19 protein-coding genes are annotated in these 19,537 nt (G+C 63.8%); 6 read left to right on the plus strand and 13 right to left on the minus strand.

The features are described from left to right. Window positions 1-101 precede the first annotated feature (101 nt). A complete protein-coding gene (locus RMO89_RS01875; RefSeq protein ID WP_310530879.1) occupies window positions 102-590 on the minus strand; it encodes a prepilin peptidase in 489 nt (162 codons plus the stop codon). 114 nt (window positions 591-704) lie between these two features. On the opposite strand from RMO89_RS01875, the gene RMO89_RS01880 reads away from it, so the two are divergent. The 4 genes from RMO89_RS01880 to RMO89_RS01895 all read left to right on the plus strand — a co-directional run bounded on the left by RMO89_RS01880 (window position 705) and on the right by RMO89_RS01895 (window position 3,756). Beyond that, window positions 705-1,667: an alpha/beta hydrolase gene (locus RMO89_RS01880; RefSeq protein ID WP_310530880.1), complete on the plus strand. Its 963-nt coding sequence runs from the start codon at window positions 705-707 to the stop codon at window positions 1,665-1,667. Window positions 1,668-1,674: 7 nt separating this feature from the next. Beyond that, a complete protein-coding gene (locus RMO89_RS01885; protein WP_310530881.1) occupies window positions 1,675-2,763 on the plus strand; it encodes an FAD-dependent oxidoreductase in 1,089 nt (362 codons plus the stop codon). Between the two features lie 57 nt (window positions 2,764-2,820). Continuing rightward, entirely contained in the window at window positions 2,821-2,997 is a 177-nt protein-coding gene (locus tag RMO89_RS01890; RefSeq protein ID WP_310530882.1) for a DUF1508 domain-containing protein, read from the plus strand. A 132-nt stretch (window positions 2,998-3,129) separates the two neighbouring features. Beyond that, window positions 3,130-3,756, plus strand: coding sequence for a hypothetical protein (locus RMO89_RS01895; protein ID WP_310530883.1), 627 nt, complete (start codon window positions 3,130-3,132; stop codon window positions 3,754-3,756). A gap of 6 nt (window positions 3,757-3,762) precedes the next feature. Here RMO89_RS01895 and RMO89_RS01900 read toward each other — a convergent pair whose 3' ends face one another. Both RMO89_RS01900 and RMO89_RS01905 read right to left on the minus strand, forming a co-directional pair. Then, entirely contained in the window at window positions 3,763-4,395 is a 633-nt protein-coding gene (locus RMO89_RS01900; RefSeq protein WP_310530884.1) for a trimeric intracellular cation channel family protein, read from the minus strand. After that, window positions 4,392-4,868, minus strand: coding sequence for a hypothetical protein (locus RMO89_RS01905; protein ID WP_310530885.1), 477 nt, complete (start codon window positions 4,866-4,868; stop codon window positions 4,392-4,394). Before RMO89_RS01905 ends, RMO89_RS01900 begins: the two co-directional genes overlap by 4 nt. 139 nt (window positions 4,869-5,007) lie before the next feature. Between RMO89_RS01905 and RMO89_RS01910 the strand changes: the two genes are divergently transcribed. Together RMO89_RS01910 and RMO89_RS01915 are read left to right on the plus strand one after the other, a co-directional pair. Beyond that, the gene (locus tag RMO89_RS01910) at window positions 5,008-6,324 is read left to right on the plus strand and encodes a cytochrome P450 (protein WP_310530886.1); all 1,317 of its coding nucleotides are present in this window, start codon (window positions 5,008-5,010) and stop codon (window positions 6,322-6,324) included. Between the two features lie 12 nt (window positions 6,325-6,336). Continuing rightward, window positions 6,337-7,620 carry a cytochrome P450 gene (locus tag RMO89_RS01915; RefSeq protein WP_310530887.1) on the plus strand — a complete coding sequence of 428 codons (1,284 nt, stop codon included), beginning with the start codon at window positions 6,337-6,339 and terminating at the stop codon, window positions 7,618-7,620. Here RMO89_RS01915 and RMO89_RS01920 read toward each other — a convergent pair whose 3' ends face one another. From RMO89_RS01920 to mdh, 10 genes are all read right to left on the minus strand, one after another. Continuing rightward, window positions 7,621-8,295, minus strand: coding sequence for a PepSY domain-containing protein (locus tag RMO89_RS01920; protein ID WP_310530888.1), 675 nt, complete (start codon window positions 8,293-8,295; stop codon window positions 7,621-7,623). Window positions 8,296-8,319: 24 nt separating this feature from the next. Next, window positions 8,320-8,526, minus strand: a complete 207-nt coding sequence (locus tag RMO89_RS01925) for a hypothetical protein (RefSeq protein ID WP_310530889.1) — start codon at window positions 8,524-8,526, stop codon at window positions 8,320-8,322. Between the two features lie 110 nt (window positions 8,527-8,636). Next, window positions 8,637-9,134: a hypothetical protein gene (locus tag RMO89_RS01930; RefSeq protein WP_310530890.1), complete on the minus strand. Its 498-nt coding sequence runs from the start codon at window positions 9,132-9,134 to the stop codon at window positions 8,637-8,639. A gap of 75 nt (window positions 9,135-9,209) precedes the next feature. After that, window positions 9,210-10,697 carry a DUF4403 family protein gene (locus RMO89_RS01935; RefSeq protein WP_310530891.1) on the minus strand — a complete coding sequence of 496 codons (1,488 nt, stop codon included), beginning with the start codon at window positions 10,695-10,697 and terminating at the stop codon, window positions 9,210-9,212. Next, on the minus strand, window positions 10,624-11,526 hold the full coding sequence (locus RMO89_RS01940; RefSeq protein ID WP_310530892.1) for a hypothetical protein: 903 nt from the start codon (window positions 11,524-11,526) through the stop codon (window positions 10,624-10,626). The genes RMO89_RS01935 and RMO89_RS01940 overlap by 74 nt, the downstream gene beginning before the upstream one ends. Window positions 11,527-11,585: 59 nt before the next feature. After that, the gene (gene lpdA, locus RMO89_RS01945; RefSeq protein WP_310530893.1) at window positions 11,586-12,983 is read right to left on the minus strand and encodes a dihydrolipoyl dehydrogenase; all 1,398 of its coding nucleotides are present in this window, start codon (window positions 12,981-12,983) and stop codon (window positions 11,586-11,588) included. Window positions 12,984-13,078: 95 nt separating this feature from the next. Continuing rightward, on the minus strand, window positions 13,079-14,305 hold the full coding sequence (gene odhB, locus RMO89_RS01950; protein ID WP_310530894.1) for a 2-oxoglutarate dehydrogenase complex dihydrolipoyllysine-residue succinyltransferase: 1,227 nt from the start codon (window positions 14,303-14,305) through the stop codon (window positions 13,079-13,081). Window positions 14,306-14,433: 128 nt separating this feature from the next. Then, window positions 14,434-17,265 (minus strand): 2-oxoglutarate dehydrogenase E1 component, encoded by a 2,832-nt coding sequence (locus RMO89_RS01955; protein WP_310530895.1) that lies wholly within the window; start codon window positions 17,263-17,265, stop codon window positions 14,434-14,436. Window positions 17,266-17,402: 137 nt separating this feature from the next. Continuing rightward, complete coding sequence (gene sucD / locus RMO89_RS01960) at window positions 17,403-18,293, minus strand: succinate--CoA ligase subunit alpha (RefSeq protein ID WP_310530896.1); 891 nt, start codon at window positions 18,291-18,293, stop codon at window positions 17,403-17,405. 105 nt (window positions 18,294-18,398) lie between these two features. After that, entirely contained in the window at window positions 18,399-19,358 is a 960-nt protein-coding gene (mdh, locus tag RMO89_RS01965) for a malate dehydrogenase (RefSeq protein WP_310530897.1), read from the minus strand. Window positions 19,359-19,537 lie beyond the last annotated feature (179 nt).

Below are 19,537 nucleotides of genomic sequence, written 5' to 3' on the forward strand. Positions count from 1 at the left end.
AAGCAGCAGCAGGAGTTTCTTCTTGTCCATGGCTTTTCAAGCCCCCTTTGGGATTTCCCGGATACAGTCCGGAGAATGGTGCCAATTGGTTAAAATCAGGTTCACCCTGCCGTGGTCGCCGCCAGCATCGGCAAGCTCTTGTCCACAAGGGTGAGCAGTCCGGCGCTCGCTATCGCGATTCCGTAAGGGATAGCGGCCTTGCCCTGCTTGCGCAGAGCCATCCGCCAGGCGGCGATTGCAATCGTCAGGACACCGCCAAGCAGGGCCATCACGATGACAAGGAAAAGGAAGTCGACGGGGCGCACCCACAAGGCAAGCGCGGTGAGCAGCTTGACATCGCCGCCGCCCATCATCCGCACGGCGAACAGGCCGGCAGTAATGACGAAGGTTGCCATGGCCAGCCCGAACTGAATCCCCACGCCCGGCCACAGGTCAAGACCGCTGGCCCACCAGAAGGCAGGAGCGGCGAGCGCGATGGCGGCATTGAGCCAGTTGTCGATCTGGCGGCGCTTCACGTCCGTGAAGGCAGCAACAAGCAGCGCGATTGCCAATGCGCCAATCAGCCCATAGGAAAGATACTCGCTACGCAAGGCTGGTGCCCCCCGGAAATACTGTGAACCCCACTGTTCACCGGGAGGTCTAGCGATCAGTAATTACCAAATAGTAACCAGAGGCCTGAGGCTGGAATTAGGGATGCATACGAGGTGAGCGAAGCATCCCGGCAAGACTTTGATGGCCGCACGATCCCGGCGAATGCTTTGGAATCCTTGTGGAAGGCGCCCGATGGCCACGCCATTCGCCGCATCGACTGGCCGGCGGGCACGCCGCTGCGCGGTTCGATTCTTTACTTTCCCGGTCGCGGCGACTTTTACGAAAAGTATCTTGAGACGCTCGCCTACTGGAATCACCGGGGCTGGCAGGTAACTGCTGCCGACTGGCGCGGTCAAGCTGGGTCGGGCCGGCTGGGCAGCGACGCCGTGACCGGCCATGTTGGCGATTTCTCTATCTGGATCGATGATCTTGCCGCCATGTGGCACGAATGGAAGGCGGCGACGCCCGGCCCGCACGTACTCGCCGCGCATTCTATGGGCGGCCATCTGGTGCTGCGTGCTTTGGTCGAGCGCCGGGTCGATCCCGATGCTGTCGTGCTCTCCGCGCCGATGCTGGGCTTCCATAGCTTTGGCCTGCCGCTGGCGGTACTTCACTGGGCCGCGCGGCTTATGTGCGCTCTGGGCGATCGGCGGCGGCCGGCGTGGAAGTGGAGTGAAAAGCCCGGCCAGGTTCCCGAAGGCCGTGACTTGCTGCTCACTCACGATGCCCGCCGCTATGAGGACGAGATGGTGTGGCGCGAACAGCGGCCCGAGCTGGTCATGGGCCCGGGGTCATGGGGCTGGGTGGAACGCGCTTATGCCTCGGCCCGTGCCTTATTCGCACGTGGGCGGATCGAGGCCGTGCAGGTGCCGGTGTTCCTTGTCGGCACGAGCGAGGACAAGCTGGTCAGCCCCGCCGCGATCCGCAAGGCTGCGCGGCGACTGCCGCACAGCGAGCTACTGATGCTGGGCGATGAGGCTCGCCACGAAGTCCTGCGCGAAGTGGACGCGGTGCGCGATCCCATCCTGTTGGCGATCGACGATTTCCTTGACCGCAAGGCACCGAGTCGCAACTGAGCAGGCCATGAGCGAACGCTTCGACATCATTGTTGCCGGTGCCGGAATGGCAGGCGCCAGCCTCGCCGCGCTGCTGGCGGCAAGCGGCGCGCGGGTGTTGCTGCTCGAAGCCGAAACGCAGCCCGGCTATCACTCGACCGGGCGGTCTGCTGCGTTCTGGACCGAAAGCTATGGCGGTGCAGGCGTGCAGCCGCTGACCATGGCATCCGGTCCGCCGCTGCGCGATGGCGGTTACCTGACCGAACGCGGCGCGCTGACCATTGCGCGGCGGGGACAGGAAGCGCAGCTCGAAAGTTTCGCCAGCGAGTTCGAAGGGCTGGGCGTGCGCGTCGAGCGGCTGGGGCGCGAAGCCCTCCTCGCCCGCATCCCCGGCCTGTGCGATGACTGGACCACCGGCGCGCTCGAGCCTGATTGCAGCGATATTGATGTGGCCCGGCTCCACCAGGATTACCTTGCCGCCGCCCGTCGCGCCGGGGCCGAATTGTGGATTCGCGCCCGTCTCGCCAGCGCGGTGCGAGACGGTGATGGCTGGCTGGTGACCTGCGAGGATGGCCGCGCTGCGCGTGCCGGCCTGCTGGTTAATGCCGCCGGGGCATGGGCCGACGAAGTAGCCCAGCGCGCCGGGGTTACGAAACTGGGTTTCACGCCGATGCTGCGCACCATCGCCCAGATCCGCACCCGGCCCGAGCCACCCGAGGACCTGCCGCTGGTGCTCGATCTGAACGAGAAGTTCTACTTCAAACCCGAGGCCGGCAAGCTCTGGCTGTCCCCGCATGACGAAGTGCCGGTGCCGCCCTGCGATGCCGCGCCGGAGGAGCTGGCGGTGGCCGAAGCGATCGACAGATTGCAAAACGTTGTAAACTGGGAGGTCGAGCGCGTGGACCACAAGTGGGCCGGCCTGCGCACTTTCGCACCCGATCGCTTGCCAGTCTACGGCATCGATGCGCACGAGCCACGCTTCTTCTGGTTCGCCGGACAGGGCGGTTTCGGCATCCAGACCGCCCCTGCCGCCGCCGGCCTGGCCGCCGGTTTGATCACTGGCAGCGGGGATTTCCCCGTCGATCCCGCGCCCTATTCGCCCGGCAGATTCTCCTAGAAATCCGGGATTTGCGCGCTAAACTGCTGTCCGGGACCTCAGGGAAAGGGATGCAGCATGGCTCACCGGTTTGAAATCCGCCAGAACAAGGCGGGCGAGTACGTCGCCTATTTCTGCTACAACAGCGAAACGATCTTCTGGACTGAAGGTTATTCCAGCAAGGCCAGCGCCAAGAACGCGATCGACTCGATTCTCAAGAACGGCCCCGGCGCGCCGGTCGAAGACAAGACCTGACAGCACTACACTGTTCAGCCTGATGAAAGCCGCTGGGGCATAGCCGGCGGACAGGACGATTGCCCGAATGCCGGAGTCGCCCGCATGGTGCGGGCTTGCGGCCACTGCGGGCAATCCCAGGGGAATACGCCCATGAAGATCGGGTTTTCTGGCAAGGTTGCCGCTTCGCTTGCCGCTTTCACCATGCTCGCCACGCCGGCCTTCGCCGCCGCTGGGCCGCAGCACGGGCCGCGCGCCGCTTCTGCAGCCGCGCTGCCGCATGATGTTGCCGCCAATCGTGGCTGGGGCAACAACGGCTGGGGCAACCGCTGGAACGGCGGTTGGGGCCGTCGCCACAATGACGGTATCGACGGCGGCGATGTCCTCGCCGGGGTGCTCGTGCTTGGTACGATTGCCGCGATCGCTTCTGCCGCCAGCAAGAGCGCGAAGGACAAGCGCGAGCGCGAGGAAGATGCGCGCGCCCGCGGTGACGACAGCTGGCGCTATGGCGACGAATCCCGGAACGAAAGCCGACCTGGTGACATGAGCCGACCTTCCGACATGGGCCGCAGCGTTTCGCTCGATACGGCAGTCGATACCTGTGTCGCCGATGTCGAACGCGGCACCAACCGCGTCGATACGGTCGACAACGTCAACCGTCAGGGTGATGGCTGGCGGGTTGAAGGCCGCACGCAGGGCGGGGCCTCGTGGAACTGCTCGGTGGATGCATCGGGCCGCGTCAAGGGCGTGACCACGGACGATCCGCGCCCGCGCTATTGATTTGAGTTAATCCTGGCGCTGCCCCCGGCCATAGGCGGGCAGCGCCAGCTTTCTGCGGATCGCCAGCCCGCGCAGGGCAAAGCCGGCAGTCATCGCGATCGGCCAGGCCACGGCCCGTTCCAGCCCCGACAACGCCGCCGCCAGCGCGGCCGATAGCGCTGCTGCCGTAACGTAAAGCTCGGGCCGCATCAGGATCGACGGTCGCCCGGCAATGACATCGCGGATGATGCCGCCAACGCAGCCGGTGATCACTCCCATCAGCACCGCCGGCACGATCGGCACTCCGTAAGCCAGAGACTTGGCCGTGCCGATCACCGAATAGGCAGCCAGCCCCGCCGCGTCTGCCCAGTCGAGCAGTTCGCCGTCCCACCACCGCGTCGGGGTGAACCACGCGACGAATGCCGTAGCCAGGCAAACCGGCGCGACCCACGGATCATGGATCCAGAACACCGGCGCGCCGATCAGCAAGTCGCGTACCGATCCGCCGCCAACCCCGGTGATCAGTGCAAAGAACGCCATCGTTACAAATGTCTGCCGCAGCTTTGCCGCCAGCAACGCACCGCTGAGCGCAAAGACCGCAATGCCGGCAAGATCGAGCGCGGCCGGGATCGAACCAAGGGGTAGGACGGGTGGGCTCATTTGGCGGCGACTGGCTTGAACACCACGTCAGCCCCTTTGCCGTCTGACGCCGCATAGCCGCCCGCTTGCCAGCGCCATGAGCTGTCCATCGACTGGGCCGCGCCGCTCGGCGTGCCGCGCATCGATCCGGTGTAGCTTATGCCCGCTGGCGTGGCGCTGGCCTTGCCATGGCCCACTCCGCCTAAGGTATTGAAATACGTGAAGACTATGGTGTCGCCGTCGCGGCTGTAGATCGTCTCGCCGGCGTAAACGACCTTGCCGTCGACAGTCACGCTGTGCCGGTCGCGCACATGCTTGCGGCCATAGATGCCTTCGAAGCAGTGCCGGTCGGTCGAATAGGGGCCGACGCTGGCGATGTAACAGCGACCGACGAGGCGGTCGAACATCGTCAGGCTCTGCGGTGGGGGAGCTTCTGCTGCAGCCATCGCCGGGACGCTCAGCGCGATTGCAAGGGCCATAAAACGTACACGCATCGGTATTGCATAAGGCATAATCAACGAAATCCAAGCAAGGGCAGGAAGCCTTGCGCCGGGCAGCCCTTCTGCCGGATTGACAAATAGGGTTACGGCTGCTTTTGTGATACACAATAGATCATAATTGGGAGTGCTTAGAGTGGGGCGGGATTTCGCGCAGGTCGATTTTTACACCGACGAGGCATTGGTCGAGCAAACGCACGAATATTTCCACTGGCTGCGCGAACAGGGCCCGGTGGTGAAGATGCCCGGGCGCGATGTCTATGCCGTCACCGGGTTCGACGAGACCATCCAGCTTGCGCTCGATACCGAACATTTCAGCACGATCAATTCAGTGATCGGCGCCGAGGTGAAGATCCCCTTCGAGATCAAGGGTGATGACATCCGCGCCGAGCTGGAAGCAGCGCGCGACAAGATCGAGTTTTCCGACCAGATCACCTCGCAGCAGGGCAAGCGCCATACCGACCTGCGCTCGATACTTGCCCGCCTGTTCACGCCCAGCCGCCTGCGCGAACTGGAGCCAAGCCTGCGGACCACGGCGGATAGCCTGATCGATGAATGGGTGGCAGACGGCAAGCTGGAGGTCGCCACACAGTATGGCGGGCCTTATGCCACGCTGGTGATCGCCGACGTGCTCGCTTTGCCAGCGGATATGCGCAACCGCTTTCGCAATATGCTTCAGGGCACGGTGCCGGTGAAGATCGGCGCGACCCGCGAGGAGATGATGCAGAACCCGCTGGTGGCGCTGGGCAAGGACCTGTTCAAGCTGCTGGCCAAGCGGCGGATCGCCAACCATCCGCTGATGGCGCCGTTCGCGCGCGCACTCGGCAAGCGCAATGACGTGCTGAATGACGTCGCCACCGCGCGCTTCCCCGATGGAGCGAAGCCCTCGCTGGTCGACATTACCTCGCTCTCGGCATTTCTGTTCGGCGCCGGGCAGGATACCACTAACCGCTTGCTGTGCACCTGCCTCAAGGTGATCGCCGAGCGCCCCGACGTGCAGCAGGCACTGCGCGATGATCCGAAGCGCATCCCCGATTTCATCGAGGAATGCCTGCGGCTTGACGGCGCGGTGAAGAGCGGCGGGCGCATCTGCCAGAAAACCACCACGCTGGGCGGGGTGGAGATCAAGGCCGGCTCGATCATGATGTATTCGCCGATGGCGGCAAATCGCGATCCCCGCCGGTTTGGAAACCCCGACGAATTCGTTTTCGACCGACCAAAGATTCGCGAACACGCTGCCTTCGGGCGCGGCGCGCACACTTGCATCGGTGCGCCATTGGCCCGGCGCGAAGTCACTGTCAGCCTTGAGCGCCTGCTCGCGCGCATGGGCAACATCCGGCTGTCCGAAGCGCATCACGGCCCGCCCGGCGCGCGCCGTTTCAAGCATGAGCCGACTTATGTGCTCAATGCGCTGCACGACCTCCACCTCGAATTCGATCCGCTTCCAGCCTGAGAGGCCCCGACCATGTCTTCGATAACTGCCCAGTCCGATTTCTTCACTGACCGCGAAGTCCTGCTCGATCCCTACGGCTATTTCGAAAAGCTGCGCGAACATGGCCCGGTGTTCCGGATGCCGAACCGCGACGTGGTCATCGTCACCGGCTTTGCCGAGGGCGTGTCGGTGCTGCTCAACCACACCGACTACTCCTCGATCATCAATCCCGAGCCACTCGCACCGCTGACCTTCGTTCCCGAAGGCGACGACATTGCCGAACAGATCGCCCAGGCCAAGCCGGCCAATCCCTCGCTCGAACTGCTGGTGACCTATGACGGCGATCGGCACACGGCGGCGCGGCACTTGCTCAACCCGCTGTTCGTGCCCTCGCGGCTAAAGGCCAACAAGGATTTCATGGCGCGCTATGCCGATGCCATGGCACGGGACATGGTCGCGCGCGGATCGTGCGAGCTGATCAATGAAGTGGCGACGCCCTATGTCACCATGGTCATTGCCGACCTGCTCGGCGTGCCGGAAGAAGACCGCCAGAAGTTCCGCGACGTGATCGATGCCGGGCCCCCGCCAGGTAACATGGACACCGCCGGCGAGGATCAGGAGCCGCCCAAGGGCAGCAATGCGCTGATGTTCATGGCCGGGTTCTTTTACCAGTACCTTACCGAACGTCGCGCCAGCCCGCGCGAGGACGTGATGACCGAGCTGGCGCTGGCCCGCTATCCTGACGGAACACTGCCCGACATTGGCGAGGCGGTAAAATCGGCGATGTTCCTGTTTGCCGCCGGGCAGGACACCTCTGCCAAGCTGCTCGGCAATGCAATCCGCTTCCTCTGTGACCGGCAGGACATCCAGCAGCAACTGCGCGAGGACCGTTCGCTGATCCCAGACTTTATCGAGGAGATGATGCGGCTCGAAGGATCGACCAAGGCGACCTTCCGCCTGTCCAAGCGGCGCACGAAAATCGGCGATGTCGAGATTCCCGCCGGCCAGCGCGTGGTCATCGCCTTGCCGGCCGCCAACCGCGATCCGCGCCGCTGGGACGAACCGCACGAATTCAGGCTCGGCCGTCCGCGCATCAAGGAGCACATCGGCTTTGGGCGCGGTGCGCATACCTGCGTGGGTGCACCGCTGGCGCGGGTCGAAGTGACAGTCCTGCTCGACCGCTTCCTTGAACATACCAGCAGCTTCGATCTGGCCGATGCCCACCACGGCCCGCGGGGCAACCGCAAGGTCGATTACGAGGCGAGCTATATCATTCGCGGGATCGAGCGGCTGTTCGTGGAGTTCAAGCCCGCCTGATCAGTCGGCCGATCGCCGCCGCCGCCGCCGGAACAGCAGCACGGTGCCGAACAGCGACATGACCAGCGCCAGCGTTCCAAAGGTCCAGACCCACGGGTTATGGGCATTCTCGCGCTCGCCCGGGTCCATGATGTGCAGGCCCCAGAGGAAATCGTAGAACCGCCACCAGCCGGTGCGCAGGGCCAGAACTTCGCCGCTGTCGGCATCGATGTAGATATGCGTGTCGTCGCTGAATGAGGCCCGCCATGAAGGGCGCGAGCGGCGCAGGTCTAGCGGCGCGTCGCGCTCGGCGAATTCGCGCAGGCTCTCGAGCTTTTCGGGCCCGGCATAGACGGCCAGAGCGATGCGGCGGGCCTCGGCCTCATCGACGTGAGCGAGCATTTCGCCAGTCCGCGCATCAAAGCGGCGGACGGACTTGTCGGCGCTGGTAACGATCCACACCGCGCGGCCGGCCTCGTCGATCAGGGCGATCTTGGCGATCTGACCCGAAGCGCGTGGCGCGACAAGGCCAGCGGCCGTGACCGGAACCGCAGCGCGGCGCAAATGATCGCCGCGAACCTCGTCAATCGGCTTTGCCGCCATGACGAGGCCGCTGACCAGCCAGACCAATATGGGTAGGGCGACAACCCAGCCCAGCCAGATATGCCAGCGGGCCAGACGTTGCATGCGGCGCATGGGCGCGCCTTGTTCCTCGGCCCCTTATTCCTCGACCAGCGCCTGCACCTTGGTCAGCACGCCCTGGATGCGTTCGGCGGCTTCGGTGAAAGTGGCGACTTCCTCGCGCGCATTGTTGCGGCCACGAGCTTCCTTGGCTGCTTCGAGATAGCCTTCCATGTCCGCTTCAAGCGCGTCGGAGAGGATTTCGAGCTCGTCCTGGGTGAGCTTCAGCGTAACGGTGGCGGCCATGGGAACTTTCCTTGCATTCTCGACAGGCGCCAGCGCTTGCCACGCCCGGACTTGCCTCGCAATGCTCAAAAAGCCACCGGCGTGGGGTTTTTCCGCCTCCTGCGCAGTGCCTAGCCGACGATGTCGAGCTTGATATGCGGGTAACGAGCAATCAGTTGTGCTGCCCAATGTTCAGCGCGTCCGGGAAAGACTTCGCTATCAAAGAACGGCTGACGGTTGCCATGCCGATCATAAAGATGAACGCCGTCGGCCCCCTCGCTTTCCTTGACGATGCGGATCCGGCCGATCTCGGCGGGATGGATACGGCCATGATCGCCCGGGTACCCATTGGCCCGGTTCTGCCACCACACCAGATCACCGGTATCCGGATCGAACCGCGATCCGCGGCGGGTGTTTGCCAGCAGCCGTGCGATGGCAGTTGCCGTGGCGAGCGCTCCCATGATCGCGGCAATGGGCACGAGCCAGGGCGCACATTCGCCGCTTTCGTTGCAATTGGTCTGCGGATCGATGGTGAGGCCGGCATAAAGGAACACCGCGCCAAACAGCAGGAGCGCCCAGAAGCGGAAATCGCCCCGCGCGCTTCGCTCATAGGCAAAGTTCTTAGGCAAAGGGTCATGCGTCACCATGCCGCAAGGATACCGGCGGACCGTTACCGTTCTGCTACTTGCAAAAGAGGCGCCAAGTCAGCGGATAGAAACCAGTTCGATCGAAGCCGTGCCCGTGCCCCAGACGGGCAGGTACAGGCCTTGGCCCGCAGCCTTCAGGGAATCGGTGCGAATTTCATCGATGCGCGCGCGGATCAGCAGGTTGCCTTCGCGCTTTTCGTCGATCGCGCTGCTGATCTTGAGCATCAGCTTGTTGTAGTCGCGGCCGAAGTTCTGGCCCAGCGCATCGCCGATGGTCTGGGCGACTGCCGGGGTGTTGGCCAGCGCGAGCAGCAGCTTGGTGCCGGTGCCGTCGCTCTTGCCGGTAACCTCGACATTGCCAAAGGTGACTTGCTGGGTGTTGGGCGGATTGATCGGCATTCCCGTCAGCCAGATCATGCCTTCGGCGCTGGGGAACTGCTTGGCGGCGTCCTGGGCATGGAACCTTGCTCCCACCGCGATGCGGCCCCCATTGGTGGCATAGATCGTGACCTTGCCGAAGGTAGCATTTACCGCGCCGACGCCCGGCACGTCGAACGGCCGGGCAGACCGTTTGACAAGCGCCTTTTGCACGACGGGTTCCAGCTGCGCGTAATCCGCGATGACCGGGATGAAGAACAGCATCCGGCCCGGCGGCCCGGCCAGCCGGCGCAGCGGCGGCAAGGGGCTGGGGGCGGGGTCGGCGGGGCGGGGGCCGACGAAGGTCTCGGTCACGGCCTTCATGCCAAGGTTGATTCGCAGCCGGTTGCCCTGCACGGTATAGCCGCCAAACTGCAGTTCCTGCGGGGTAACGCGCATCCACACCGGCGGGTTTGATCGGTTGAGCTGCAACGAGGTGAAAGCCTTGCCCCAGGCCGCCTGCACGTGTTCGCGCACCTGCAGCTTGGCCAGTTCGCGCGGCAGGGTCTGTTCGAGCCGGGCGATGACCCCGCGCAGCTTGGCATCGGCCTTGCTGGTGAATTCGATGCGCTCACCCATGAAATCGATGCCCGGCTCGCGGGTCCAGTCATAGGCAATGTCGACCTTTGCGCGCGGGTTCCAGTCGTTACCCATGTCGAGCGTTATTAGCGCCCGCACCTGCGCGTTTGCCGTGCCGGTCTCCTGCTTGATGATCCCGGCGATACGCTGGGCGCGGATCACTGCCCTGATCGGCATGGTGACGATGATCTGGTGGCCCTTGCCCGATATCGCGAGCGGCCCGCGCGTGACTTCGCCCACCAGATCGCACTTGATCTTCGGGGTCTTGATCTTGACCACCAGCACCTTGACCTTGCTGGGCGAAACGCAGGTCTGCCCGGCCTTGTTGATCGTCCACAGGCGCTTGGGGACAGCAGTTTCTAGCGCCGCGCGGAGCTGGGCAAGGTCAGCCTCCACCGGCACGGCAATCAGCGAGGATTGCGGCGGGATCACTACCTTCTCATTTGATCGGGGCGGCGCGACTTCGGCCTTGTCGTTAGTGCATCCCGCCAGAGCCAGCGTGGCAAGGATTGCCAGCCAAATTCCTTGAACACTGATCCCTGTTGTCATTCAACCGCCCCGCTCGCTCGATCTGGAGAGAACGCGCGTAAGGTGAAGCGGTTCCTGTCTGCGTGCAACCGTTGTCAGACGGGGCGGGATTGGGCCGCGCTCGGCCGAGCAGGCCCAGGGCGATGCCGTAACCCAGTATCGGCGCTGCGCCATAGCCGATCAACGGAGTCGGGAAGGGGCCGAGCAATGATGCAGCGGCAAGGCCTAGGAACCAGCCGGCAAGGGCAGCCCCTTCCGAACGCCTGCCAGCGGACATGAGCACGGGGGCAGCAATTGCCGCCAGCAAAGCCAAGGGTATCAAGAGGGCCAGAACGCTGCCCTGATGCCAGATGTTCTGCAGCACATTTTCCACAAACGATACGGGTTCAAGCCGGTCAGGCCTGATAGCGGTGACGCCGAACGCTATAGCGGATACCGCGAAAGCCATCAGTCGGTCCCAACGAAACTCGAAAACCAAAGCAATGCCGAGCGCGCAGGCCAACGCCAGCGCCGCGCCCATATCTGGTTGAAGCGTGACCAGCCCGGCCATGACAACAGCTACCGCCGTGCCGAACCAGTCAGCCCGGCGCTGGAATGCCACGAGAAATGAGGGGCCGAAAAGAGCTGCGGCATGGAGCCGCAGCGGCCCGATGGCGACCCAGCGGTGAACCCCGTCGATATCCGGGCCAATCGCAATCGACGCAGCCAAGGCGACAGGGGCGAGGCACAGGGCAGCTAGCTCCGCTTTCCGGCTCGGCTTTCGGTACAGGACAGCGGCTATCACCAGGGCCAGCAACGCCGCGACCGCATTTACGATCGCAAACATGGGCGGCGCGCCGGTCGTCAGCATCCAGCCAACGCCGCCAGCGACCGCAGCGAGATACGCGGCGATCGCTGCGCGCAGGGACATCAGATGTGGATCGGCTTGCCGGTTACCGCCATCGCGGCTTCCTTGATCGCTTCAGAATGGGTCGGGTGAGCGTGGCAGGTATAGGCAATGTCTTCGCTGGTAGCGCCGAATTCCATCGCCAGCGCAGCTTCGGCGATCATTGTGCCGGCAACCGTGGCGATGCACCACACGCCCAGCACCTTGTCGGTCGTGGCATCGGCGATAATCTTCACGAAACCGTCGGGTTCATGATTGGTCTTGGCGCGGCTGTTGGCCATCATCGGGAACTTGCCGACCTTGATCTCGCCGCGCTCTTTCGCCTGCTCTTCGGTCAGGCCGACGCCGGCGAATTCGGGCTTGGTATAGACCACGCCAGGGATGACATCGTGGTTCACGATGCCGGTGAGGCCCGCGATATTCTCGGCCACGGCGATGCCTTCGTCCTCGGCTTTGTGCGCCAACATAGGCCCGGGGATGACGTCGCCGACAGCCCAGACGCCATCGATCTTGGTGCGGAATTCGTGGTCGGTCTCGATCTGGCCGCGCTGGTTGCGCTCCAGCCCGATCGCCTCGAGGCCAAGGCCGTCGACATTGGGGCGGCGGCCGATGGAGACCAGCACCACATCAGCCTCAAGCGTTTCGGCGGCACCGCCAGCGGACGGTTCAACCGTGACGCTGGCCTTCTTGCCCTTGACCGTGACGCCGGTCACCTTGGTCGAAAGCTTGAGCGACATGCCCTGCTTCTTGAAGATCTTGGCGGCTTCCTTGCGGACGTCGCCGTCCATGCCGGGGAGCAGCTGGTCGAGGAATTCGACCACCGTGACTTCCGAGCCCAGCCGGCGCCAGACCGAGCCGAGTTCGAGTCCGATCACGCCGCCGCCAATGACGATCATCTTCTTCGGCACGGCGGTCAGTTCAAGCGCGCCGGTGCTATCCACGACGACACCCTTGGCATTGTCGATCTCGACGCCGGGGAGGGGCGTGACCGATGATCCGGTGGCGATGACGATGTTCTTGGCGGTCACGGACTTGCCCGCGACTTCAACCGTGTGGGCATCCTTGAACGCGGCATAGCCCTTCAGCCAGTCAACCTTGTTCTTCTTGAACAGGAATTCGATGCCGCCGGTGAGGCCCTTGACCGAATCCTTGCGGCTCGCCTGCATGGTATCGAGATCAAGCTCGGGCTTCACCTTGATGCCCAGCTTGGCCATCTCGCCATTGGCGGCAGCGTCGAAGTATTCGGAGGCATGGAGCAGCGCCTTCGACGGGATGCAGCCGACGTTGAGGCAGGTCCCGCCCAGCGTCTCGCGCCCTTCGGCGCAGGCCGTCTTCAGGCCCAGCTGCGCCGCACGGATTGCTGCGACATAGCCGCCGGGGCCGGCACCGATGATGAGGACGTCGTAGTCGTATTCAGCCATTGTCTTCTCCGTCATCCCGGGCTTGACCCGGGATCGCTGGCCGCTGGCTCCGGACTTGGGGCCAGCGGTCCCGGACCAAGTCCGGGACGACGTTATCACAAATCGATCAGCAGACGCGCCGGATCCTCGATCGCTTCCTTGATCGTCTTCAGCGCGGTCACGGCCTCGCGGCCGTCGATCAGGCGGTGGTCATAGGACAGCGCGATGTACATCATCGGGCGGATGACGATCTCGCCATTCCGAACCACCGGGCGGTCCTCGATGCGGTGAAGGCCGAGCACGGCGCTCTGCGGCGGGTTGATGATCGGAGTGGACATGAGCCCGCCGAACACGCCGCCGTTGGAGATGGTGAAGGTGCCGCCCTTCATCTCGTCCATGGTCAGCGTGCCTTCCTTGGCCTTCTTGCCATAGCCGGCAATGGCCTTTTCGATCTCGGCGAAGGACATCGAATCGACATCGCGGACAACCGGCACGACCAGCCCGTTCGGCGCGGAGACCGCCACCGACAGGTCGACGTAATCGAAATAGACGATTTCCTCACCCTGGATCTGGGCGTTGACGGCGGGAATGTCCTTGAGCGCAAGGCACGAAGCCTTGGCGAAGAAGCTCATGAAACCGAGTTTCACGCCGTGCTTCTTCTCGAACAGGTCCTTGTACTTCTCACGCGTCGCGATGACGGCGGACATGTCGACATCGTTGAACGTGGTGAGCAGCGCAGCCGTTTCCTGCGCGGACTTCAGTCGCTTGGCGATGGTCTGGCGCAGGCGCGTCATCTTGACGCGTTCCTCGGCGCGGCCACCCGAAGATGCGGCTGCCGGGGCGGGGGCTGCGGGGGCGGAGACTGCCGGGGCCGGCGCAGCGCTCTTGGCGGCAGCGGCGGCGAGGACGTCTTCCTTGGTGATGCGGCCGTCCTTGCCCGAACCCTTGATGCTCGCCGGGTCGATCCCGTGTTCCAGCACCGCGCGGCGCACGGCGGGGGACAGGGTGACCGGGTCCTCTGCCGGCGCCGGAGCTTCGCTGGCAGATGCCGGGGCGACCGGCGCTTCGGTGCGTTCGGCCACCGGCTCGGCGCCGGCAGCGGGAGTGCCGTCCTCGATCGTGGCGATCAGCGCGCCGACGGCAACGTTATCGCCTTCCTTGACGATCTGCGCGCCCATGACGCCGGCGACCGGCGACATGACCTCGATGGCGACCTTGTCAGTCTCAAGGCTGGCAATCGGCTCGTCGGCCTTCACCGCTTCGCCCGGCTGCTTCAGCCATTGACCGATGGTGGCCTCGGAAACAGATTCGCCCAGCGTGGGGACTTTGACTTCAACGGACATGATCAAATAACCCTACTAGAAACTCTCGTCATCCCCGCGGAAGCGGGGATCCATCTCCTCACCGAGCCGCTTGGTGCAGCGCCGGAGATGGGTTCCCGCCTTCGCGGGAATGACGAATGGGTGGTGGCTCACGATTTCTTCTGCCGGCGTATTTCCTTGCGCACCGAGAGCCCCAGTGCATCGGCAACAAGCGCGCCCTGTTCACTGGCGTGCCGCGTGGCAAGACCGGTGGCGGGGGAAGCGCTGGCTGTGCGGCCGGCATAGCGCGGACGCGAAACCTTGCAGCCGGCGTCCTTGAGCACGTCCTCGATGAATGGCTCCACGAAGGACCATGCGCCGTTGTTGCGGGGCTCTTCCTGGCACCAGACAACGTCTTCAAGGTTCTTCATGCGTGAAATACGCAGGCCCAGCGGTTCGCCCGGGAAGGGATAGATCTGCTCGATCCGCAGGACAGTGGTATCCTCCAGCTCTTCGGAATCGCGCGCTTCCATCAGGTCGTAGCCGACCTTGCCCGAACACAGCACCAGACGCTTGATCTTCTCGTCCGCCGGTGGCGTGCGATCGGCCATGATGCGGCGGAAGTGGCTTTCGCCGATGAAGTCCTCAAGCTCCGACTTGGCCAGCGGGTGACGCAGCAGGCTCTTGGGCGTCATGATGATCAGCGGCTTGCGGAACGGCCGGTGCATCTGGCGGCGCAGCGCGTGGAAGTAATTGGACGGCGTGGTGATGTTGCACACCTGCATGTTGTCCTGCGCGCAAAGCTGGAGATAGCGCTCAAGCCGGGCGGACGAATGCTCCGGCCCCTGGCCTTCATAGCCATGCGGCAAAAGCATCACGAGGCCATTGGCGCGCAGCCACTTGCTTTCCGAACTGGCGATATACTGATCGATGATGATCTGAGCGCCATTGGCGAAATCGCCGAACTGCGCTTCCCACAGCACAAGGGTCTTCGGATCGGCGCTGGCATAGCCGTATTCAAAACCGAGGACGCCGTATTCGGACAGCGGGCTGTCATGCACTTCGAACTGGCCGTGCGGCACAGTGCTGAGCGGGACGTACTTGTTCTCGCTGGTCTGATCGACCCACACCGCGTGGCGCTGGCTGAAGGTGCCGCGGCCTGAATCCTGGCCTGACAGGCGGACGGCATAGCCTTCCGACAGCAGCGAGCCATAGGCCAACGCCTCGCCCGTAGCCCAGTCAAACCCGGTGCCGTTGCGGAACATGTCGCGCTTGGCTTCCAGCACGCGTTCGAGCGTCTTGTGGATCGTCAGGTCTTCGGGAACCGTAGTCAGCGTGCGACCAAGGCTTTCGAACAGCTTGTTGTCGATGCCGGTTGGCACGTTGCGGCGTGCGGTTTCGGGGTCGACCGGCTTGTTGAAGCCCGACCAGCGCCCGCCGAACCAGTCCGCCTCATTGGCCTTGTAGCTCTTGGAGCCGGTGAATTCCTGCTCGAGGTGATCGGTGAAGCCCTGGATGACAGATCCGGCGAACCCGGCGTCGATCACGCCTTCCTTCACCAGACGGCCGGCATAAAGGTCGCTGACGGCGGGGTGTTGGCGGATCTGCTGGTACATCAGTGGCTGGGTGAAGCCCGGCTCATCGCCCTCGTTGTGGCCGAAGCGGCGATAGCACCACATGTCGACCACGACATCGCGGCCAAAGGTCTGGCGGTAATCGATCGCCAGCTTGCAGGCGAAGGTCACGGCTTCGGGATCATCGCCGTTGACGTGAATGATCGGGGCCATCACGCCCTTGGCCACGTCCGACGGGTAGGGTGATCCGCGCGAGAACTGCGGGCTGGTGGTGAAGCCGATCTGGTTGTTGATGACGAAGTGGATACAGCCGCCGGTGTTGTAACCCTTCACGCCCGAGAAGCCGAAGCACTCCCAGACAATGCCCTGACCGGCAAAGGCCGCATCGCCGTGGATCAGCACGGGCAGCACCTGCTTGTGCTTGCCCTTGCCGATATCGTCATGGAAATTCTGGTAGGCGCGTACCTTGCCGAGCACGATCGGATCGACCGTTTCGAGGTGCGATGGGTTGGGCATCAGGCTCATGTGCACCTTGATGCCGTCAAATTCGCGGTCGGTGCTGGTGCCGAGGTGATACTTGACGTCGCCCGATCCGCCGACGTCCTCGGGGTTGGCCGTGCCGCCCGAGAATTCGTGGAAGATCACCTTGTACGGTTTGGCCATCACGTTGGCGAGGACGTTCAGGCGGCCACGGTGGGCCATGCCATAAACGATTTCCTTCACGCCGCGCTGGCCGCCGTACTTGATCACGGCTTCAAGCGCCGGGATCATCGATTCACCGCCATCAAGGCCAAAGCGCTTGGTGCCGACGTACTTCTTGCCGAGGAACTTTTCGTACTGCTCGCCGCGGATCACGGCGGTCAGGATCGCCTTCTTGCCTTCGGGGCTGAAGTGGATGTGCTTGTCGGCACCTTCCATGCGGTCCTGCAGGAACCGGCGCTCATCGACATCGGCGATGTGCATGTATTCAAGGCCGACCTTGCCGCAGTAATTGCGGCGCAGGGTGTCGACGATTTCGCGCACGGTGCCCCATTCTAGGCCGATGTAACCGCCAAGGAAAATGCGGCGATCAAGGTCGGCAGGGGTGAAGCCGTGGTAAGCCGGGTCGAGGTCGGCGGGCACTTCCTGCTTGGCTATGCCGAGCGGGTCGAGGTCTGCAGCATAGTGACCGCGCACCCGGTAGGTGCGGATCAGCATGACCGCGCGGATCGTGTCCGATGCCGCCGCTTCGAGCGCGCCTTCATCCAGTGCCGCGCCCGCCTTGGCGGTTGAAGCCTTGATCGCCGCCTTCAGGTTCATCGGGTCGAGCGCCTGAGTCAGATCGTCTTCCGATGCGCCGCCGGCGATCGGCCAGCCCTTGCGCTGCCAGCTGGGGCCGGGCTGCGGCTCACCCGCATCGGGATAGAAATCGAAGCTTTCGTTGCCCATGAATCACCTAGTCGGCAGCAGGGATGCCCGGCCGCTTCAAGTCCTTGATCGCAAGGCCTGGGCGTTCCCGGGGAGGAAAACAGCCCTTGCCCTGATTATGCTTGCTCTCGTCTGAAGGGTGCCTTCCGGCAAAACCCTCAGACAAGCTCCTTCAGCAGCGCCGCGAGCGTGGTGCCGAGTTCGGAAGGCGAGGGAGAAACGCGGATGCCCGCTGCTTCCATCGCTGCAATCTTGTCTTCCGCGCCGCCCTGGCCGCCCGAAACGATGGCTCCGGCGTGGCCCATGCGGCGGCCCGGAGGAGCCGTGAGGCCGGCGATGAAGCCAACCATCGGCTTCTTGCGGCCACGCTTGGCTTCGTCCTTGAGGAACTGTGCGGCTTCTTCTTCGGCGCTGCCGCCGATTTCGCCGATCATGATGATCGACTTGGTCTCGTCATCGGCAAGGAACAGCTCGAGCATGTCGATGAAGTTCGTGCCATTGACCGGATCGCCGCCGATGCCGACTGCCGTGGTCTGGCCAAGGCCGACCGCCGTGGTCTGGTGGACGGCTTCATAGGTCAGCGTGCCCGAGCGGCTGACAACGCCGACGCTGCCCTTGGAGAAGATGTTGCCCGGCATGATGCCGATCTTGCATTCGTTCGGGGTGAGGACGCCGGGGCAGTTCGGGCCGATCAGGCGGCTCTTCGAACCCGAAAGCGCGCGCTTGACGCGGACCATGTCGAGCACGGGAACGCCCTCGGTGATGGCGACGATCAGCTCGATCTCGGCGGCAATCGCCTCAAGGATGGCATCGGCGCAGCCGGCGGGCGGCACGTAGATGCAGCTGGCGGTGGCGCCAGTGACAGCCTTGGCTTCTTCCACCGTGTCGAACTGCGGCAGGCCGAGCGATTCCGTGCCGCCCTTGCCCGGGGTAACGCCAGCAACCATCTGCGTGCCGTAAGCCAGCGCCGCTTCGGTGTGGAAGCTGCCGGTCTTGCCGGTCATGCCTTGCGTAATGACCTTGGTGTTCTTGTTGACGAGAATGCTCAATTTAACTCTCCCGGTGTGCCCCCGCGAAGGTGGGGGCCTCAGGCCACAATCAACCGCGCCATGTCAAAGGCACGAGGTCCCCGCCTGCGCGGGGACTCACGAAATTCAGGCCAGCGAGCCGTCGATGGCCTTGCATGCGGCAACAAGTTCCTCAACCGCGTCGATCGAAACCTTGAGGCCGGCCTTGGCAGCGTCATCGAGAGCGATCTCGATCACTTCTTCCACGCCGTCCGAACCGATCACCACCGGAACGCCGACATAGAGGCCGTCGATGCCGTACTTGCCTTCGACAAAGGCAGCGCAGGGGAGGATGCGCTTCTGGTCGCCGAGGTAGGCTTCGGCCATCGAGATTGCCGAGGCCGCCGGGGCATAGAATGCCGAGGTGCCGAGCATGCCGACGATTTCGCCGCCGCCGCCAGCCGTGCGCTTGATGATCGCGTCGATGCGTTCCTGCGTCGAGCGGCCCATCTTGATGAGGTCGGGGACAGGGATGCCCTTGACGGTCGAGTAGCTTGCGACTGGCACCATGGTATCGCCGTGGCCGCCGAGCACGAAGCTGGTGACGTCACGCACCGAAACGCCGAATTCCTGAGCGAGGAAGGTGGAGAAGCGCGCCGAATCGAGCACGCCCGCCATGCCGACCACCTTGTTATGCGGCAGGCCCGAAAATTCGCGCAGCGCCCAGACCATCGCGTCGAGCGGGTTGGTGATGCAGATCACGAAAGCGTCGGGCGCGTTGGCCTTGATGCCTTCGCCCACGGCCTTCATCACCTTGAGGTTGATGCCGAGCAGATCGTCGCGGCTCATGCCCGGCTTGCGGGGCACACCGGCGGTGACGATGATCACGTCGGCGCCTGCGATGTCCTTGTAATCGTTCGATCCGGTGACGTTGACGTCAAACCCTTCAACCGGGCCGCACTGCAGCAGATCGAGCGCCTTGCCCTGGGGAACACCCTCGGCAATGTCGAACAGGACGACATCGCCCAGTTCCTTCTGCGCGGCGAGGTGAGCCAGCGTGCCGCCGATGTTACCGGCGCCGATAAGGGCAATCTTCTTGCGAGCCATGTCTATCCACTTCCCAGCTGCGGGAGAATCTGGCGATCAAGGGCGTGCCGCACTAGTCCCGCTGGCATGACGGTGGCCCGGTTCAGTGGGTGCCCTAGGCGTGTGACATGGCGATTGCAAGTCGGGAAAGACTCGCATGTGCGCTTTTATATGCAATTGAGAAGCATTTGCAATAAGAG

The organism is Novosphingobium sp., from assembly GCF_031424035.1.
GTDB lineage: Bacteria > Pseudomonadota > Alphaproteobacteria > Sphingomonadales > Sphingomonadaceae > Novosphingobium.

Excerpts from the sequence above, each read along its gene's own strand:
- RMO89_RS01885 (WP_310530881.1), top strand. The coding sequence starts at position 1,675 with ATGAGCGAACGCTTCGACATCATTGTTGCCGGTGCCGGAATGGCAGGC.
- RMO89_RS01890 (WP_310530882.1), top strand. The coding sequence starts at position 2,821 with ATGGCTCACCGGTTTGAAATCCGCCAGAACAAGGCGGGCGAGTACGTC.
- RMO89_RS01895 (WP_310530883.1), top strand. The coding sequence starts at position 3,130 with ATGAAGATCGGGTTTTCTGGCAAGGTTGCCGCTTCGCTTGCCGCTTTC.
- RMO89_RS01900 (WP_310530884.1), bottom strand. The coding sequence starts at position 4,395 with ATGAGCCCACCCGTCCTACCCCTTGGTTCGATCCCGGCCGCGCTCGAT.
- RMO89_RS01905 (WP_310530885.1), bottom strand. The coding sequence starts at position 4,868 with ATGCGTGTACGTTTTATGGCCCTTGCAATCGCGCTGAGCGTCCCGGCG.
- RMO89_RS01915 (WP_310530887.1), top strand. The coding sequence starts at position 6,337 with ATGTCTTCGATAACTGCCCAGTCCGATTTCTTCACTGACCGCGAAGTC.
- RMO89_RS01920 (WP_310530888.1), bottom strand. The coding sequence starts at position 8,295 with ATGCGCCGCATGCAACGTCTGGCCCGCTGGCATATCTGGCTGGGCTGG.
- RMO89_RS01925 (WP_310530889.1), bottom strand. The coding sequence starts at position 8,526 with ATGGCCGCCACCGTTACGCTGAAGCTCACCCAGGACGAGCTCGAAATC.
- RMO89_RS01935 (WP_310530891.1), bottom strand. The coding sequence starts at position 10,697 with ATGACAACAGGGATCAGTGTTCAAGGAATTTGGCTGGCAATCCTTGCC.
- RMO89_RS01940 (WP_310530892.1), bottom strand. The coding sequence starts at position 11,526 with ATGCTGACGACCGGCGCGCCGCCCATGTTTGCGATCGTAAATGCGGTC.
- lpdA (WP_310530893.1), bottom strand. The coding sequence starts at position 12,983 with ATGGCTGAATACGACTACGACGTCCTCATCATCGGTGCCGGCCCCGGC.
- odhB (WP_310530894.1), bottom strand. The coding sequence starts at position 14,305 with ATGTCCGTTGAAGTCAAAGTCCCCACGCTGGGCGAATCTGTTTCCGAG.
- RMO89_RS01955 (WP_310530895.1), bottom strand. The coding sequence starts at position 17,265 with ATGGGCAACGAAAGCTTCGATTTCTATCCCGATGCGGGTGAGCCGCAG.
- mdh (WP_310530897.1), bottom strand. The coding sequence starts at position 19,358 with ATGGCTCGCAAGAAGATTGCCCTTATCGGCGCCGGTAACATCGGCGGC.